The organism is Shewanella sp. BF02_Schw, from assembly GCF_014596695.2.
Classification (GTDB): domain Bacteria; phylum Pseudomonadota; class Gammaproteobacteria; order Enterobacterales; family Shewanellaceae; genus Shewanella.
This window is the reverse complement of record NZ_JABKAW020000002.1, coordinates 43,751-61,976: the sequence shown is the minus strand read 5'-3', so window position 1 is coordinate 61,976 and position 18,226 is coordinate 43,751. Positions and strand designations below refer to the sequence as shown.

General features: G+C 41.3%; 15 protein-coding genes. All 15 read left to right on the top strand.

Annotated elements, in window-relative coordinates:
• The first annotated feature begins 992 nt into the window (after positions 1–992).
• The 15 genes from HNW13_RS08660 (at position 993) to HNW13_RS08590 (ending at position 18,225) form a co-directional block, all read left to right on the top strand.
• Complete coding sequence (locus HNW13_RS08660) at positions 993–1,853, top strand: HAD-IIB family hydrolase (RefSeq protein ID WP_192115842.1); 861 nt, start codon at positions 993–995, stop codon at positions 1,851–1,853.
• A 1-nt stretch (position 1,854) separates the two neighbouring features.
• Positions 1,855–3,075 (top strand): glycosyl transferase, encoded by a 1,221-nt coding sequence (locus tag HNW13_RS08655; protein WP_192115843.1) that lies wholly within the window; start codon positions 1,855–1,857, stop codon positions 3,073–3,075.
• Positions 3,076–3,102: 27 nt separating this feature from the next.
• Complete coding sequence (locus tag HNW13_RS08650) at positions 3,103–4,848, top strand: sugar phosphorylase (protein WP_192115844.1); 1,746 nt, start codon at positions 3,103–3,105, stop codon at positions 4,846–4,848.
• Positions 4,849–5,464: 616 nt separating this feature from the next.
• On the top strand, positions 5,465–6,022 hold the full coding sequence (locus HNW13_RS08645) for a DUF4136 domain-containing protein (protein ID WP_192115845.1): 558 nt from the start codon (positions 5,465–5,467) through the stop codon (positions 6,020–6,022).
• A 575-nt stretch (positions 6,023–6,597) separates the two neighbouring features.
• A complete protein-coding gene (gene rfaH, locus HNW13_RS08640) occupies positions 6,598–7,110 on the top strand; it encodes a transcription/translation regulatory transformer protein RfaH (protein WP_192115846.1) in 513 nt (170 codons plus the stop codon).
• An 821-nt stretch (positions 7,111–7,931) separates the two neighbouring features.
• On the top strand, positions 7,932–10,664 hold the full coding sequence (locus HNW13_RS08635) for an SLBB domain-containing protein (RefSeq protein ID WP_192115847.1): 2,733 nt from the start codon (positions 7,932–7,934) through the stop codon (positions 10,662–10,664).
• Between the two features lie 182 nt (positions 10,665–10,846).
• Positions 10,847–11,224 (top strand): four helix bundle protein, encoded by a 378-nt coding sequence (locus HNW13_RS08630; RefSeq protein WP_192115848.1) that lies wholly within the window; start codon positions 10,847–10,849, stop codon positions 11,222–11,224.
• 393 nt (positions 11,225–11,617) lie between these two features.
• Positions 11,618–12,541 (top strand): Wzz/FepE/Etk N-terminal domain-containing protein, encoded by a 924-nt coding sequence (locus tag HNW13_RS08625; RefSeq protein WP_243756252.1) that lies wholly within the window; start codon positions 11,618–11,620, stop codon positions 12,539–12,541.
• Positions 12,542–12,802: 261 nt separating this feature from the next.
• Positions 12,803–13,888 carry a dTDP-glucose 4,6-dehydratase gene (gene rfbB, locus HNW13_RS08620; protein ID WP_192115850.1) on the top strand — a complete coding sequence of 362 codons (1,086 nt, stop codon included), beginning with the start codon at positions 12,803–12,805 and terminating at the stop codon, positions 13,886–13,888.
• A gap of 51 nt (positions 13,889–13,939) precedes the next feature.
• Positions 13,940–14,809 carry a glucose-1-phosphate thymidylyltransferase RfbA gene (gene rfbA, locus HNW13_RS08615; RefSeq protein ID WP_192115851.1) on the top strand — a complete coding sequence of 290 codons (870 nt, stop codon included), beginning with the start codon at positions 13,940–13,942 and terminating at the stop codon, positions 14,807–14,809.
• Between the two features lie 2 nt (positions 14,810–14,811).
• Positions 14,812–15,687 (top strand): dTDP-4-dehydrorhamnose reductase, encoded by an 876-nt coding sequence (rfbD, locus tag HNW13_RS08610; RefSeq protein ID WP_192115852.1) that lies wholly within the window; start codon positions 14,812–14,814, stop codon positions 15,685–15,687.
• Entirely contained in the window at positions 15,688–16,236 is a 549-nt protein-coding gene (rfbC, locus tag HNW13_RS08605) for a dTDP-4-dehydrorhamnose 3,5-epimerase (protein WP_192115853.1), read from the top strand. It begins immediately after the preceding gene.
• A gap of 9 nt (positions 16,237–16,245) precedes the next feature.
• Positions 16,246–16,650: an FdtA/QdtA family cupin domain-containing protein gene (locus tag HNW13_RS08600; RefSeq protein WP_192115854.1), complete on the top strand. Its 405-nt coding sequence runs from the start codon at positions 16,246–16,248 to the stop codon at positions 16,648–16,650.
• A complete protein-coding gene (locus tag HNW13_RS08595; protein ID WP_192115855.1) occupies positions 16,650–17,111 on the top strand; it encodes an acyltransferase in 462 nt (153 codons plus the stop codon). The genes HNW13_RS08600 and HNW13_RS08595 overlap by 1 nt, the downstream gene beginning before the upstream one ends.
• A 1-nt stretch (position 17,112) precedes the next feature.
• Positions 17,113–18,225: a DegT/DnrJ/EryC1/StrS family aminotransferase gene (locus tag HNW13_RS08590; RefSeq protein ID WP_192115856.1), complete on the top strand. Its 1,113-nt coding sequence runs from the start codon at positions 17,113–17,115 to the stop codon at positions 18,223–18,225.
• The last annotated feature ends 1 nt before the right edge of the window (position 18,226 follow it).

The window sequence follows — 18,226 nt, the reverse complement described above, 5'->3', positions numbered from 1 at the left end:
TAAATTCTAGACCGCTACGCGGATAGAGCGCTTCGCTTTTAGGAACAGCTTCGCTATTATGATTTAGCCACCAGACTCAAGTACCGTTCGAGTTACTAGGTCTTTTAGCTTTTATAGCATCTAGCAGCGTAGCGCTCTAGCATCTAGGCTCTATCGCTTGTTACCGCTCACCTTCCTTTTTTTTGCCCCAAAATGGTGCAACCTTTATTCATTGTTGCACATATCTTCTTATCCTGGTCAATACACCTTTTCATATCATCGTTTTTATTCTGAAAATAATATCAAAAATATCAATGGGTAAACTCTATTTGTGCCATTAAGGTGCAAAGTTATTACGTTTGGCACATATCCTGAATCTACCTAATCAGTTAATTGAGTTACAGCAACAACAGAAATAGCTATGACAGACGATAACGAGCGGACGTTGCGCTTACTGATAGAGCGATGACAGGCGATAACAAGCAAACGCTGCACTTACGAATTTAGTGATAACAAGCGAATGCAGTGCTTATGAATTTAGTGATGACAGGCGATAACAAGCGAATACTGCGCTTATTGATAGAGCTATGACAGGCGATAACGAGCGAACGTTGCGCTTACTGATGGAGCTATGACAGGCGATAACAAGCGAACGCTGCGCTTGCTGATAGAGCTATGACAGACGATAACAAGCGAACGCTGCGCTTGCTGATAGAGCTATGACAGACGATAACAAGCGGACGTTGCGCTTACTGATAGAGCTTGACCGACGATGACAAGCGAACGCTGCGCTTGCTGATAGAGCTATGACGGGCGATAACAAGTGAGGGCCATAACAAACGGATGGTGTGGAAACGGGCGAACGTTGGCTTTTAGCTTTTATATAATCTAGCCGCGCAGCGAATTAGCTTCTAGGCTTTACGCTTGTCACCGCTTGATATCGCTCGTCACCGTTTATACCGCTTGATAACATTCTTGATAGTCAGCATTCAATGATTGAAAAGGGATACGATATGACAACACGACCACTTATCTTTACCGACATCGATGGCACTTTACTGGACCATTTTGACTATAGTTTTAGTCATGCAATTGAAGTGATTGAAGCATTGAATGAACGCCATATTCCTATTATCGCTAATACCAGTAAAACCTTTGCTGAAATGGCGAAGTTACAACAAACCATCGGGTTTAACTCACCATTTATATCTGAAAATGGTGCAGTCGTTTATATTCCAATTGGGTACTTTGACCAACAGCCAGAGGGGACATTCACCCAAGGATATTATTGGATAAAAGAGTTTTGTCAGCCGCGACAATACTGGCTTGAATTGTTAAACCAACATGCACAGGCATTTAACGATGACTTTATTGGTTTTTCATCTTTATCAGTTGAAGAGTTATGTGAGATAACCGATTTGTCACCCGATAATGCCAAATTGGCTTTGATTAGACATTATGCCGAGCCAGTACTTTGGCAAGGCAATGAAGTTAATAAACAAGCCTTTATTGAGTTGATGACAAGCGTTGGTGCACATACCCTGCAGGGGGGACGCTTTCTACATGTGGGCGGAGATAGCGATAAAGGCAAAGCAATGAAATGGTTAGCCGATATCTATTCCAAGCAATATAGCGCTCCGGTGACTACTATTGCACTTGGTGACAGTGGTAATGACAATGCCATGCTCGAAGCTGCTGATCTTGCAATACAAATTAAGTCACCAGTTCATCCATTTCCCGTATTAACGACCCAAAAACAAAGTATTCAAAGCAGTGAGTGCGGCCCTAAAGGTTGGGCCGAATGCATTAAGCAAACTCTATTGTCTTCATCGGCTGAATCGCAGCTAAACCAACTACCATTTGGAGGGGCGTAACATGGCCGACTTTTATCAAAATGGCATTGTCACCACAATGCATAATTTAACCCGACGTACCCATGAAGAGCTTGAGCAAGACTTAATCAAGTTTTCAAAAACGCGTCCGTTAGGATTAATTTTGCCATCTCTGTATTCAGAGCTAGAAGGCGCCGCACTTAAAGATATTGTCAGTAAATTAAAACAGGTGCCGTATTTATCCGAAATTGTAATTGGATTAGATAGGGCCGATCTGAAGCAGTACAAACACGCGCTAAGCTTTTTTGGTGAGTTACCGCAGCATCACCGAATACTATGGAATGACGGCCCGCGCTTACAAGCGCTGGATGCAAAGCTACAAGCGTTAGGCTTAGCCCCTAAAGAGCTGGGTAAAGGTCGAAATGTCTGGTACTGCATGGGCTATATTTTGGCTTCAGGCAAAACAGAATCGGTTGCATTGCATGATTGTGACATCGTGACCTATGAAAAATCATTACTCGCTAGACTGCTTTATCCGGTCGCTAATCCACAGTTTAACTATGAATTTAGTAAAGGGTATTATGCACGTGTGTCTAATGGGAAAATTAATGGCCGAGTGTCACGTCTATTAGTAACACCGTTAATTAAAGCGCTTAAAAAAGTGGTTGGTTACAACGAATATTTAGAATACATGGACAGTTTTCGTTATCCATTAGCGGGTGAGTTTTCATTTAGACGAGACGTGCTCAACGACCTACGTATACCAAGTGACTGGGGCTTAGAAATTGGTGTGCTATCAGAAATGCAACGTAATTATGCCCATAATCGCATTTGTCAGGTCGATATTGCCGACAATTACGATCATAAACATCAAGACTTATCATTGGATAATGAAGAAGCGGGCTTGTCTAAAATGTCGATTGATATCACCAAAGCATTTTTCCGAAAATTAGCCACTCAAGGTAATACTTTTAGCACCGAATCGTTTCGAACCCTTAAGGCAACTTATTACCGTATTGCCCTCGATTATGTCGAAACCTATCATAATGATGCATTAATGAATGGCTTAACCACCGATATACATTTAGAAGAAAAAGCGGTTGAAATGTTTGCCCAAAATATTGTCACGGCAGGGCAACGCTTTTTAGATAATCCAATGGAAACCCCGTTTATGCCAACATGGAGCCGAGTCGTGAGTGCCATGCCCGACGTGCTTGAACAGCTTAAAGCTGCTGTTGAAGCCGATAATGCCGAGTTTAGCTAATATCAAAATCGACCAAGAGGACACCCTATGTCAGTAATGGATGGATTACAGCAAAAGCTGCAGCAACAACTTAGCTGTATTTACAACGATGTCGACATTAGCACAAGTGTGCCAGCATTGGCTGATCAGCTCATCGATATCATGCGTATCACCGAGTATTGTCAAGTGCCCGAACCCTTTGTAAATCATTGGTCTGAAAAAGACATTATTATGATCACTTATGGTGACAGTGTGATCCAACAAGGTGAGCGGCCACTCACCACGCTGGCACAATTTATCGACAGCTATTTAAGTTGCATCAATGCTGTGCATATTTTACCGTTTTTTCCTTACAGTTCAGACGATGGTTTCTCGGTTATCGACTATTCAAGTGTTAACGAAGGCCTTGGGTCATGGGCGGACATCAGTGCTATTGCCACTAAAAGACGATTGATGTCAGATTTAGTGATCAATCATTGTTCTAGTCGGAGCTTATGGTTTGAGAATTTCTGCAAAGGTGAGGGAATAGGCCATGACTATTTCTTCACTGCCAATCCAAATGATGACTTAAGTGCGGTGGTTCGGCCAAGAACGTCAACACTATTAAGACCAACAGAGACACCTAACGGAACTCAACATGTGTGGTGTACCTTTAGTCATGATCAAGTTGATTTTGATTTTCGTAATCCACAAGTATTAATCGAGTTTGTTCGCATCATTCGTCAATATTTAGATGCGGGTGTGAGTATTTTTCGCCTCGATGCAGTGGCTTTTCTATGGAAAATAGTCGGCAATAAATCAATTAACTTACCGCAAACCCATGAAGTTGTACGTTTATTGCGGACATTAATTGAATACGCCCAACAAGATGCCATCATCATTACCGAAACCAACATTCCCAACACTCAGAACTTAACGTATTTTGGTAATGCTAACGAAGCACATTGTATATATAACTTTTCCTTGCCGCCTTTATTGATCAACAGTCTTATTACCGGCAGTTGCTTATACTTAAAGCGCTGGCTTATGAGTATGCCGCCCGCACAAGACGGCACAACTTACTTTAATTTTATTGCTTCTCACGATGGAATTGGTTTACGCCCGGCAGAGGGCTTACTCGACGAAGCTGAGATTGATACTCTGGTAGACACCATGAAACAGTTCGGTGGCCAAATTTCATCAAGAACCACAGAAGATGGCCTGCAAAAACCTTACGAAATGAACATTGCCCTGTTTGATGCTTTACAAGGCACAACTAAAGGTAAAGACCAGTGGGGAATGCAACGTTTTGTGTGTGCTCATACCATTATGTTAGCGCTCGAAGGAATTCCAGGTATTTATATTCATAGTTTACTGGGAACTCGCAACGACTATGAAAAACTGGCCAATACTTCCCATAATCGGGCCATTAACCGTCATCGTTGGGATCTCAATCAATTAACGGAACAACTAAATGATGCCAACAGCGATCATAGCCAAGTGCTAACCGAGCTGACCAATTTAATCAATATTCGTACTCAGCAAATTGCATTTCATCCCAATGCCACTCAATTCACCTTACATCTAGGGTTACAGCTATTTGGTTTTTGGCGTCAAAGTCGTAATCGTAAACAAAGTATCTTCTGCATCAGTAACGTATCTGACCAAATCACCGATCTGCCCATTAACGAATTGAACCTTATTATTGCGGAAAACTGGGTTGATCTATTAAGCGGACAGCCAATAGAAGACATCACCCAAACAATGTCACTGCAACCCTACCAAACAGTGTGGATAAGCAATGTACGTATCTAGGGCGGACTATGTCCGCTAGGTGCTAGGAGCTAGGTGCTAGGTGCTAGGTGCTAGGTGCTAGGAGCTCGCAGGCTCGCCAGAGGACGGACTACGTCCTGCTAGAACAGCTTCGCAGCTAAGATTGACTCGCTGCGATACTAGGCTGTTGATTTTATAGCATCTAGCCGCGTAGCGTCCTAGCCGCTCGCAGGTTCGCCAGAGGACGGACTACGTCCTGCTAAAACAGCTTCGCAGCTCAGATTGATAGGCTGTTGATTTTATAGCATCTAGCCGCGAAGCATCCTAGCAGCTCGCAGGTTCGCCAGAGGACGGACTATGTCCTCTGGCGTCGTTGCGCTACTAGGTTCTAGCAGCTCGCAGGCTCGCCAGAGGGCGGACTACGTCCTGCTAAAAACAGCTTCGCAGCTAAGATTGACTCGCTGCGCGACTAGGCTGTTGATTTTATAGCATCTAGCCGCGTAGCGTCCTAGCAGCGTAGCGATCTAGGCTCTTGGATTGTCATCGCTCTTTAACACTATTTCCGTTTGTTATCATTTGTTATGAAACCTTGTTAACTTGACAACGCCTTTGCTCTCTATAAGCTAATAGCTATTAACGTCTTGTTTTTGGAGCCTGTATGAAAACCTTATTTATCGCTGCGGCAGTATTAGCATTGAGCGCATGTAGCACCTTGAAATCTACTTCAGACTTCGATCCATCGGTATCATTTGAACAATATAAAACCTATTCATGGGTAGAGAAAAAAAATGAAGATGCGGGCTATCATTTAGACGGACTCATGGACCAACGTGTCCGTGCTGCTGTCGAAACTCAATTAAGCCAAAAAGGCATCAGCAAAGCCAACAAACAAAATGCCGATTTATTAGTTAACTACATCACCAAAGTTGATAAAAAAATCAATATCGACACCTTTAATAGTAACTTCGGCTATAACCCATATTACGGCCCTCGTTGGGGATTTGGCGGCAGTCTTCATAGTGAAACGACTGTGCGTGAATATGATGTTGGCACATTAATGGTCGACTTAGTTGATAACAAAACGGGTAAGTTAATTTGGCGTGGTACTGTGGCCGATACCGAGCGTGAACAAAGCACTCCAGAAGAGAGAATTAACACTATCAATCAAGCAATTGGTACTGTAATGATGAATTACCCACCCAAGCCGAATAAGTAACCTTTAGCACAACATAAAGTATCTAATGAAAGCCTCGTTTATCGAGGCTTTCTTTTTTGTCGGCTAGAAATATCTATAGCGCCTCAAACTGACATTAATGACTAACATCAAACAGAATTTATCGATTTAATAATCGGCAAGTCAGATTTGGATTGTCATAACTGGAAGTGAAATAATATGATAAAAGGCCGTCAATTCTTTGTTAAATCTGTTTAGGTATACAAAATATCAACGGATTTTGAGACTGTGCGTTTGCATTTGGTAACCGCCAACGTAAGCCGATTGATATTACTAAGCTCTTTTAATTATACATAAAGCAAAATTAACCGAGTGGCGTGCGCTAAAGGTGTTAAGTCAATGTAGAATGATAAATCAATTAGTTACTTCTAAATGTAGATTTTAAATGATGGTGTTATTGCTTAATATAAAACCAGACGGTGACTTAAACGCTGTATTTATAGTCATTAAGGCCTATAAACCCATTCAAATAGGTAAGTAATTTTGTTAATATCCCAAGCCGTGAATGGGATGTCACTTGCTCAAACTGATGAGCAAATTTAAACAAGCGAGTAATAATGAAATCTTGGTATTTATTGTATTGCAAACCACGTCATGAAGTACGTGCACAGCAAAATTTGGCTTTACAAGAAGTCGAGAGTTATTTACCTGTGATAACCCAGCAAAAAATGGTCCGCAATAAACCGCAAATGGTTACGGCACCACTTTTCCCTAGCTACCTGTTTATCTATTTTGATCCTCTTGTCACCAGCGTCAGCAAAATCCACAATACACGTGGTGCTAATCGTATTGTTGGCTGCCGAGAAGATATGACTCCCATTGACGACAGAATTATCTCAGCGCTTAAAAGGCGTGTTGAAGGTTATGTGCCAGAAGAGGTCAAACCGTTAGGCAAAGGCGATAAAGTCAAATTTGTCGATGGACCGTTTAAAGACCTTGAAGCAATATTTGACGAGAGTAATCCAGATAAACGTTGCCATGTGTTATTTAACATCATGGGACAACAGAAAAGGATTTTAGTCGAGTTGACGAATTTACAAGCTGTACCAAATAATGACCAAACAACATAAATAGCGAATATGACTAAATAACTAAGCTGTCAGATAATGGCGACAGTCTTTGTAGGATATTGTCCATTCATAAGCTGAATGACGCTGATTTATAGCGTTGTTTTTGGTCTTAAAGGTTGAATATTAACCGTTTAGATGGTGTTTAGGCTATTTTGCAACAATTTTGAAACGTTCTGGGGGTTTTACTCAAGCATCTATGCTGATTTTTGAGTATAATTCCGCGCTTGATTAGCGATTGTTACAGTTTAAAGCTAATAAAAATTAAAGATTCGCGTAGCGAAGGGCATATTGGAAGCCGTAATCCATGGGCGGTAGCGTGTCTGAAATAGAGCGCTTCGCTGCTAGGACGACCTTCGGTCTTCTAGGGCGCTTCGCTGCTAGGACGACCTTCGGTCTTCTAGGGCGCTTCGCTGCTAGGACGACCTTCGGTCTTCTAGGGCGCTTCGCTGCTAGGACGACCTTCGGTCTTCTAGGGCGCTTCGCTGCTAGGACGACCTTCGGTCTTCTAGGGCGCTTCGCTGCTAGGACGACCTTCGGTCTTCTAGGGCGCTTCGCTTCTAGGACGCTTCGTTTCTAGATGCTATAAAATCTTAACAGCAAAGCTGTCCTAGCAGGACGAAGTCCGTTCTCTGGCGAGCTTGCGAGTTCCTAGAACCTAGTAGCGCAGCGACACTAGCAGGACGAAGTCCGTTCTCTGGCGAGCTTGCGAGTTCCTAGAACCTAGTAGCGCAGCGACACTAGCAGGACGTAGTCCGCCCTCTGGCGAGCCTGCGAGTTCCTAGAACCATCTTAATTACAAAAAATAATATTGGAGATATCTGGTGCTACATAAAACCAAAAACGTGTTACTAGCTGGCTTATCGGCCTTTATTATTTTAACCACACAAGCACATGCCGTTACCCCAACACCGCAAATGATAGAGCAGTTTAAACAATTGCCTAAATCAGAACAGGAAAGAGTTGCGCGTCAGTATGGTTTAGACCCTTCCATGTTGTCAGGCAGTGCCAATAGCTCTGTTAGCGTAACAAACCCTACTGTTGTTGAGCCTCGTCAAAACCAATCAAGTCAACAATCAGATACAGCTAAAAAGAACGAGTATGACTTCAAACAAGACAGTGATAAAAATGAATTAAAACGTTTCGGCTACGAAATGTTTGCCGGCGAACCAACGACCTTCGCACCTGTGACGGATGTACCTGTACCAAGTGATTATATGGTCGGTCCTGGTGATGTCATTAAAGTTCAGTTATACGGAAAAGAGAGTAACGAATACAGTTTAACTATTAATCGTGATGGCACAGTGCAAATTCCCGATTTAGGCCCTGTATCAGTCGCTGGGCTAAGCTTTTCAGATTTACGTCAAGAATTGTCTAAGCGCATTAAGCAGCAAATGATTGGTATTGAATCAAATATCACCATGGGTGAATTACGTTCTATTCGCATTTTTATCGCTGGTGATGCCTACAAACCAGGCTCATATACCGTATCAAGTTTATCAACCATTACTCAGGCGTTATTTGTTGCTGGTGGTGTAAACGAAATAGGTAGTCTTCGCAACGTACAAGTTAAGCGAAGCGGTAAACTAATAGGCTCATTTGATTTATATGATTTACTGCTCCGAGGCGATGCGTCAGGAGACATCAATCTGCGTTCTGGCGATGTAGTATTCATCCCATCAATCGGTGGCTTAGTCAGTGTTGCTGGTGAAGTGCAACGCCCCGCGATTTACGAGCTGAAAAAGAATGAAACCATTGCAGATGTTATCAATATGGCTGCTGGTATCAAACAAGGTGCTTATCCTAGAAATAGTAGTATCGAACGATATAATGCCAATGGTTTAAAAACCATTATCAATGTCGATTTAACCTCTGCAAATGGCAATAATACCTTAGCAAAAGCTGGAGATTATATCCGGGTTAAAAATGCTTCTAATCAATATGAAGATGCTATTACTATCGTTGGTGCAGTAGTTCGCCCAGGTAAATACCAGTGGAAGCAACAACGCATTAGCGATGTGTTGCCTTCAATTTGGGGCGACTTATTATTATCTGCTGACTTAGACTATGGTTTAGTGGTTCGTGAAATCAACAAACATGGCGACATAGAAACATTACAATTTGCGCCTGGTGAAGCTATTACATCACCCAATTCTATTCAAAACATTGCTCTACAGCCTCGTGATAAAATAATGATATTTAACTTCAGTGACGATACTCAAAATCGTTTTGAACTGAATTCATTAGTTAAAAAGCGTGTCAGTAAAGTTGAATCATTAAAAGGTGACTCACTGCTGAATGCCGATCTGTTTAAAGCTGGATTTGAAACTTTAGATAATACTGTAGCTAGCAAATATACCAATCAAATAGCCGGTGTTGCATTAAATGGGCAAGCATCAGAAGAGCAAACCTTGGTTAGCAGTGAAGTCGCTAAAATGCTATCGAATCTATTTGAAGACCGTGACTTAATCAAACTCAGTAACGTTATGTCACGTAAAGAACTACTTTACCCGATAGTGACTAAATTAACTCAGCAAGGTAATTCACAGCATGGCATTATGATTGTTGCTATTGCAGGTAAAATTCGTCACCCAGGTGTATACCCGTTAACAAACTCTGCCAAAGTAACCGACTTAGTTAAGGCTGCTGGGGGCTTGTTAGAAGGTGCTTATGTTGAACGTGCAGAACTGACTCGTACTCATACCACATCGACAATATCGGATATCATCCACAAACAAATTAATCTTTACGCGGCAATCAACGGTAATCAAGAAGACAATATCGAGCTAAAAGGTCGCGATATGGTCACCATTCTCACCACTCCAGAATGGCAAGAAAGAAAGGTTATCGAAGTCAAAGGTGAAGTTAAATTCCCTGGTACTTATAACATCAGACGTGGTGAGACGTTATCAGATGTTATCGCTAGAGCGGGTGGATATACAGAGTACGCTTATCCCTCTGCGGCAGTATTTGTACGTGAATCAGTGAGAATGCAAGAGCAGATTGAAATTAAAAAGTTAGCAGACCAACTTCGCCGAGACATCGCCACACGCGGTGTATCAAAAGATGGCTTAAGCATTAGTTATTCTGATGCACAATTAATGCTAACTGATTTAGAAAACATAAAAGCAGTTGGCAGATTAGTGATTGATTTAAACGCGCTTAAATTGGGCATTAAAGAAGCTGATGTTCAACTTGAAGACAGCGACGTACTTTACGTGCCAACCATTAAGCAAACTGTTGCTGTTATGGGCGAGGTTCAACATCCTTCAACGCATAGATTTAAAGACGGTTTAACCTTAGACGACTATTTGGTTATGTCTGGTGGCCCTAGAGAGCGCGGTGATGAAGACCGAGTTTATGTCATCAAAGCTGATGGTTCAGTGATGATGCCAACTCAAAGTATTTGGTTTAATACCGACTCACAAATTTCGGCCGGCGACACTGTTATTGTACCGCTAGACACTGAGTACAAAGATAACTTAACCCTATGGTCGCAAGTCACGCAAATTATATATAACACTGCTGTCGCATTTGCCGCTGTCTCAGGGATCTAGCCTTCTAGGGTCGCTTTGCTACTAGGCCGCTTCACGGATAGTGCGCTTCGCTTCTAGGGACAGTTACGCTGCTAAGATTTAATAGCAGGCCGAAGGCCGTTCTAGCAGCGAAGCGTTCTAGAATCTAGCTTCTAAACTCCTAGATTCTAGATACAAGATACTCAACTTCAGAAGGAACTGATATGCGTTTCGAGCAATTGGATGTGTGGAAAAGAGCTTCTAGATTGTCTTGTGAAATTTATCGGTTGACTGAGTCAGTCAGTAACTGGGGCTTCAAAGATCAAATTACACGTTCAGGATTATCTGTTCCCTCAAACATCGCGGAGGGAGAGGAACGTGAAACCCTAAAAGAAAAGATAAGGTTTCTGTATTACGCAAAAGGGTCTCTAGGTGAGCTTGTAACTCAGTTATATATCGGAGCAGAAATCGAATACCTTGATAAACAAATAGCTATGTCGATGGTAAAAGAAGCCAAAGAGTTAGCCAAAATATTAGGTGCTCTTATCAAACAAAAACAAGCACTGATTAAAGAAGATAATGCCGACTACACAATAGATTAATTTAACTAAGCGGTATGCTTTCTGTTTTTTATAGAAGCGAAGCTGATATCTTTTGACCTTATAGCAGCGCAGCGAACTAGCCGCGAAGCGTCCTAGAATCTAGGCTTTTGCTTTGCTTGTATAGCAGCGAAGCGTCCTAGAATCTAGGCTTTTGCTTTTATGACAAGCGATCTAACCAGTAATACACTCAACACTTAACAGATTTCTGCTGGTATATTTTGACCTTATAGCAGCGAAGCGATCTAGTCGCGAAGCGTCCTAGAATCTAGGCTTTTAGCAGCGAAGCGTCCTAGAACCTAGAAGCGTAGCGCTCTACTTTCAAGAAAAATAAGACATATGACTAAACAAAATCTGCAAGCTACTTATAACGCAAACTTTGCATCATCACAACCAATGGGCAGCGTTGAAAACGACGAAATCGATTTGCGCGAGCTTTTTGCCGTTATTTGGCAAGGAAAATGGTTAATTATTGCCATCACTGCAGTGTTTGCTATCGGTGCTGTTATTTTTGCTATCAACCAGCCCAATATCTATAAGTCCGAAGCGCTGTTAGCGCCTGCAGACTCAGAGCAAGGTGGTGGTGGTTTAGCAGCGCTTGCAGGCCAGTTTGGTGGTTTAGCAAGCATGGCAGGCATCAACCTAGGCGGTGGCGGTGGTGTTGATAAAACCCAAATGGCTATCGAGGTGATGAAGTCTCGTCAATTTACCAGTGACTTTATTCAACAACATCATATTTTGCCTGACTTAATGGCGGCAAAAAAATGGAATATGGCTGATAACACAATTAGCTACGATGGTGAGTTATATAATAAAGCTGACAAAACATGGCTTCGTATTGTCGATGCACCGTTTAAGCCTGAACCATCAATGCAGGAAGCGTATAAGGTTTTCAGTAAAATTATTGCCGTTAATGCTGCAAAAGAAACTGGCATGGTAACCGTTTCTGTAGAACATCTTTCACCGGCAGTAGCTCATCAATGGGTTAATTGGTTAGTACAAGACATTAATAAAGAGATGAAAGACCGTGATGTTGCAGAAGCGACTCGCAGCACAACATTTTTGAAATCTCAAATCGAACAAACAAATATTGCCGATATTCGCTCAATTTTATATAAGTTAATAGAAGAGCAAGCGAAAACAATTATGTTTGCTGAAGTTCGCGATGAGTATGTATTTAAAACGATTGATCCAGCATTAATACCAGAAGAGAAATCAAAACCTAAGCGAGCTTTAATCTGTGTTTTAGGCACAATGCTAGGCGGTATGTTGGGTGTCATGTTCGTATTAATTAGATATTTTGTTAGAAAAGAGAATTAAGACTCTTTGCTTTTATAGTTTCTAGCAGCGAAGCGCTCTAGCAATCTAGGCTCAACTCTTTATGAGCCTATTGGGACGGTTTCTAAGAAAACCGTAAAACCTAGGTTCTATGCAGGTTAGCGAAGATTGACCTGTCTCAAAATGAATTAAAAGTGTCTCACCATGATTTATAAGGCTGAGATCGGAAACTGTATCTACTCAATTCACCTCGCCTAAATCGACCTCTATTTAGGCGACTTAAGACCTCTCGGAAACATACAAATGAAAATTATAGTCACAGGTGGAGCGGGTTTTATCGGCTCTGCAGTAGTGCGTCATATCATCAATAACACTCAAGATAGCGTCATCAATGTTGATAAATTAACCTATGCCGGTAATCTTGAATCATTAGTGAGTGTTGAGTCAAGTGAACGTTATGTTTTCGAGCAAGTCGATATTTGCGATCGCGCTGAATTAGATCGAGTGTTTAAACATCACCAACCTGATGCCGTGATGCACCTAGCAGCAGAGTCTCACGTTGACCGCTCTATCACTGGACCATCTGATTTTATTCAAACCAATATCGTTGGCACTTATACATTACTTGAAGCCACTCGCGAGTATTGGAACTCATTATCAGCTGAGGCCAAGCTAGCCTTTCGTTTTCATCATATCTCAACAGATGAAGTCTATGGTGATTTACCACACCCTGATGAGCAAGGCGGCCTGAGCTCTGATGAAGCGCTGCCATTATTTACCGAAAACACGTCTTATGCACCAAGCAGCCCTTATTCAGCATCAAAAGCATCAAGCGATCATCTAGTCAGAGCATGGTTACGCACTTACGGTTTGCCAACGTTGGTGACTAACTGCTCCAATAACTATGGTCCTTATCACTTCCCTGAAAAGTTGATCCCACTGGTTATTCTCAATGCGCTAGAGGGTAAGTCGCTGCCTATTTATGGTAAAGGTGATCAAATTCGTGATTGGCTCTATGTAGAAGACCATGCTCGTGCACTCTATAAAGTCGTCACCAGTGGCAAAGTGGGTGAAACCTACAATATTGGCGGCCATAACGAAAAGCAAAATATTGACGTAGTAAAAACCATTTGCAGTATTTTAGATACATTAGTGCCTAAAGATACCCGCTATGCGGATCAAATTACTTATGTAACAGACCGACCAGGTCATGACCGTCGTTATGCCATTGATGCCAGTAAAATGAGCAATGAATTGCACTGGGAGCCTGAAGAAACCTTTGAGACTGGTTTACGTAAAACCATCGAATGGTATCTAACCAATCAAACATGGTGCCAACATGTACAAGATGGCAGCTATCAACGTGAACGTTTAGGCATTAATTCTTGATAGTGTAGTTTTTGATACTGGGCATGTTTTACGTATAGAATTAGAGGATTTATGAAAGGAATTATATTAGCTGGCGGTTCAGGTACACGTTTATACCCACTGACACGAGGGGTATCAAAACAGTTATTGCCAGTGTATGACAAACCCATGATCTACTATCCACTGTCAACATTAATGCTTGCTGGCATTAGAGACATATTGGTTATTACTACGCCAGAAGACAATGAAGGTTTTAAGCGTTTATTAGGTGATGGTTCTGATTTTGGGATCAATCTAACATATGCAGTACAACCTTCACCTGATGGTTTAGCGCAAGCATTTTTGATTGGTGAAGAATTTATCGGTAAAGACAGTGTGTGTTTAGTATTGGGTGATAATATTTTCTATGGTCAATCCTTTAGTAAAACCCTAAAGAATGCGGCTAATAGAGAAGACGGTGCCACAGTATTTGGCTATCAAGTTAAAGATCCGGAACGTTTTGGTGTGGTTGAGTTTGATAACGATATGAAAGCCGTATCGATAGAAGAAAAACCAACGAAGCCCAAATCGAGTTATGCTGTCACAGGCTTATATTTCTACGACAACAGTGTTGTCGAAATGGCAAAGCAAGTTAAGCCGTCACATCGCGGTGAGTTAGAAATTACTACCTTAAATGAAATGTATTTGAACAACGGTAACTTGAATGTTGAGTTGCTCGGTCGCGGTTTTGCATGGTTAGATACGGGTACCCACGAAAGCTTACACGAGGCGTCATCTTTTGTGCAGACTATTGAGAATGTGCAAGGCCTTAAAGTCGCCTGTTTAGAAGAGATCGCATGGCGTAATGGTTGGTTAAGTGCGCAGCAACTAGCTGAATTGGCTAAACCGATGATGAAGAACAACTATGGTCAATATTTAGCGCGTTTAGCGAACGAGGCTTAAGTATGAAAATATTGATAACCGGTAAAAATGGCCAAGTCGGCAGTTGTTTAGTTGACCAACTAAGCATCATGCCTGATGTCACCTTGTTAGCATTAGACCGTGTGCAGCTCGATATCACTGATGCTACTCAAGTAAATAAAGTCGTCGCAGAGTTCAATCCAAATATCATCATTAATGCTGCTGCCTATACTGCCGTTGATAAGGCCGAACAAGAAAGTGAATTGGCCTATAGTATTAATCGTGATGGACCACATAACCTAGCGGTTGCAGCGAATGAAATAAATGCCACCATCATACATATCTCAACAGATTATGTTTTTGCTGGAGATAGTCTTGAACCTTATGCTGAGTCTGATAAGACCAATCCTCAAGGTGAGTATGGGCGCAGCAAACGGGCCGGTGAACAAGCGGTTGAACGAGCTTGTTCACGACATATTATATTAAGAACCGCCTGGGTATTTGGTGAACACGGCAATAACTTCGTTAAAACCATGCTACGCCTTGCTAAAACCAGAGATACCTTAGGGGTTGTTGCCGATCAGTCTGGTGGCCCAACCTATGCCGGTGATATTGCAACAGCCATAGTGACTATCTCGAAACAGATTGTTAATGGTAATCAAGCGTATGGGATATACCATTTTTCTGGTTTCCCCCATGTAAGTTGGCATGTTTTTGCTGAAAAAATATTTGAAATAGCATTGGAGCAAAATGTACTTGTCCAACCTATTCAAGCTAATCCAATAACAACACTAGACTATCCAACACCAGCTAAACGCCCTGCAAACTCACGTTTAAATTGTGACAAGATCCATAATACATTTGGCATTAAGCAGAGCGACTGGCAAGCAGCGTTAGTGCGAATTAAAGAGTATTCATAAATGAAAGTAATCGATACCACAATTGCAGACGTGAAGATCATAGAGCCTGCCGTATTCGGTGATGAACGTGGTTTCTTTATGGAAACGTGGAGTCAGCAAAAGTTTGAAGAACTTGTAACAGGTAAAGAAACAAATTTTGTTCAAGACAACCACTCTAAATCATGTAAAGGCGTGTTGCGCGGTCTTCATTACCAAAAACAACCTAATGCTCAAGGAAAACTGGTGCGTTGTGTTGAGGGTGAGGTCTTTGATGTAGCTGTCGATATTCGTAAAAACTCATCGACTTTTGGTCAGTGGGTTGGCGTTAATCTATCTGCAGAGAATAAACGTCAATTGTGGATCCCTGAAGGTTTTGCTCATGGATTTCTAACGTTAAGTAAAACTGCTGAATTTGTATACAAAGCAACTAATTATTATGCACAAGAAAGTGAGTGTGCAATTAAATGGAATGACACAGATATTAATATCAACTGGCCTTTCCATGATGTGAGCTTATCAAGTAAGGATAAGGCCTCAGGTTCCTTTGAGAATGCTGAGATATTTATCTAAGGGAAATAAATGCAAATTAAATTAATCCCACTTCAGGCCCATGGCGATGCGCGTGGATCATTAGTTGCCTTAGAAGAAGGTAATAATATTCCATTTGAAATTAAGCGTGTCTATTACATGTTTAATACTAAAGAGGAAATAAGAAGAGGATTCCATGCTCATAAGCAGTTAAAACAAGTGGCTATTGCAGTTCGGGGGTCTTGCCAATTTCTATTGGATGATGGTAGCGAAAAAGTAGAAGTCATGCTTAATAACCCTGCTGAAGGTTTATTAATCGAATCCTTTATGTGGAGAGAAATGTTTAATTTTTCTGAAGATTGCGTATTAATGGTGCTGGCAGATCAGCTCTATGATGAAAGTGATTATGTTAGAAATTACGACGACTTCATCGAAACGTGTAAAGGAAATTCATAATGTTCATTCATGCATTGAGTGATGTGCAATCATCTACGATTGGTGAAGGGACTCGAATTTGGCAATTTTCAGTTGTATTAGAAAATGCCAGGATCGGTACCGATTGCAATATATGCTCACACTCCTTAATAGAAAATGATGTTTTGATAGGCAATAATGTCACAGTCAAATCAGGTGTATATATTTGGGACGGAACGACGATAGAAGATAACGTATTTATTGGGCCATGTGTTGCTTTCACCAATGACAAAATTCCTCGTTCAAAAGTTTATCCTGATGAATTTCCAAAACTTTTGATTAAAGAAAATGCTTCAATAGGTGCTAATGCTACTTTATTGCCTGGGATCACCATTGGTAAATTCGCTATGGTTGGTGCAGGAGCCGTCGTTACCAAAGATGTGCCTGATTATGCTGTTGTAGTAGGTAATCCAGCCAAAATCCTTCGTTATCTTGAGAAATAATATGATTAATTTTTTAGACTTAAAAGCAATAAATGCTCAGTATCAGCAAGAGTTAAAAGACGCTTGCGCAAGGGTCATAGATTCGGGTTGGTACATCATGGGAAATGAACTAACGCAGTTCGAAGATGAATTTGCAAACTATTGTGGAACGAAGCATGCTATTGGTGTTGCTAACGGTCTTGATGCATTAGTTTTAATTCTTCGTGCTTGGATAGCGTTGGGTAAATTAAAAAAGGGTGACGAAGTTATTGTACAGGCCAATACCTATATAGCTTCAATATTAGCTATTACCGAAAATGACCTAGTTCCCGTATTGATTGAACCAAATATTGATACATATAACTTAGATCCTGAATCAGTTCTTGCTGCCATTACAACAAAGACTAAAGCTATTTTGCCGGTGCATTTATATGGACAATTGTCTCCAATGCCGGAGTTGATGGCGATAGCAGAAGAACATGATTTATTAGTGTTAGAAGACTGTGCCCAGGCCCACGGAGCTGAACATAAGGGCAAGCGAGCTGGAAATTGGGGACATGCTGCTGGTTTTAGTTTTTATCCGGGTAAAAATTTAGGCGCTTTAGGTGATGCGGGTGCTATCACAACTAATGATGATGAATTAGCACAAACGTTAAAAGCCTTACGGAACTATGGTTCGCATAAAAAATATGAAAATCTTTATCAAGGAATGAACAGCCGTCTTGATGAAATTCAAGCTGCGTTTTTACGCATAAAATTGACTCATTTGGAGACAGAGACGGCCCGTCGTCAACAAATTGCGAGGTTATATAGACAAGGTCTTGCTGGCATAAGTGTAATAAAATTACCGAAGATCGATGAAGAAAGCCAACATGTATGGCACCTATTTGTGTTAATGACAGAGAACCGAGATGCGTTATCAAGTTTCTTGGCTGAACGGTCTATTCAGACCTTAATTCATTATCCTGTGGCTCCTCATAATCAACAAGCCTATGCCGGTAAAATAGTGCATCCACCTTTGCCATTAACGGAAAAAATCCATCAGCAGGTTTTGTCGTTACCCATTAGTCCAACTATGACCGACGCCGAAGTACATGAAGTAATTCATTCTATTAAGCATTATTTTACTCATTAAT

Coding starts and splice junctions, on each gene's coding strand:
- rfbB (WP_192115850.1), top strand. CDS start 12,803: ATGAAAATTATAGTCACAGGTGGAGCGGGTTTTATCGGCTCTGCAGTA.
- rfbD (WP_192115852.1), top strand. CDS start 14,812: ATGAAAATATTGATAACCGGTAAAAATGGCCAAGTCGGCAGTTGTTTA.
- HNW13_RS08650 (WP_192115844.1), top strand. CDS start 3,103: ATGTCAGTAATGGATGGATTACAGCAAAAGCTGCAGCAACAACTTAGC.
- HNW13_RS08645 (WP_192115845.1), top strand. CDS start 5,465: ATGAAAACCTTATTTATCGCTGCGGCAGTATTAGCATTGAGCGCATGT.
- HNW13_RS08590 (WP_192115856.1), top strand. CDS start 17,113: ATGATTAATTTTTTAGACTTAAAAGCAATAAATGCTCAGTATCAGCAA.
- HNW13_RS08600 (WP_192115854.1), top strand. CDS start 16,246: ATGCAAATTAAATTAATCCCACTTCAGGCCCATGGCGATGCGCGTGGA.
- HNW13_RS08625 (WP_243756252.1), top strand. CDS start 11,618: ATGGGCAGCGTTGAAAACGACGAAATCGATTTGCGCGAGCTTTTTGCC.
- HNW13_RS08595 (WP_192115855.1), top strand. CDS start 16,650: ATGTTCATTCATGCATTGAGTGATGTGCAATCATCTACGATTGGTGAA.
- rfaH (WP_192115846.1), top strand. CDS start 6,598: ATGAAATCTTGGTATTTATTGTATTGCAAACCACGTCATGAAGTACGT.
- HNW13_RS08630 (WP_192115848.1), top strand. CDS start 10,847: ATGCGTTTCGAGCAATTGGATGTGTGGAAAAGAGCTTCTAGATTGTCT.
- HNW13_RS08655 (WP_192115843.1), top strand. CDS start 1,855: ATGGCCGACTTTTATCAAAATGGCATTGTCACCACAATGCATAATTTA.
- rfbA (WP_192115851.1), top strand. CDS start 13,940: ATGAAAGGAATTATATTAGCTGGCGGTTCAGGTACACGTTTATACCCA.
- rfbC (WP_192115853.1), top strand. CDS start 15,688: ATGAAAGTAATCGATACCACAATTGCAGACGTGAAGATCATAGAGCCT.
- HNW13_RS08660 (WP_192115842.1), top strand. CDS start 993: ATGACAACACGACCACTTATCTTTACCGACATCGATGGCACTTTACTG.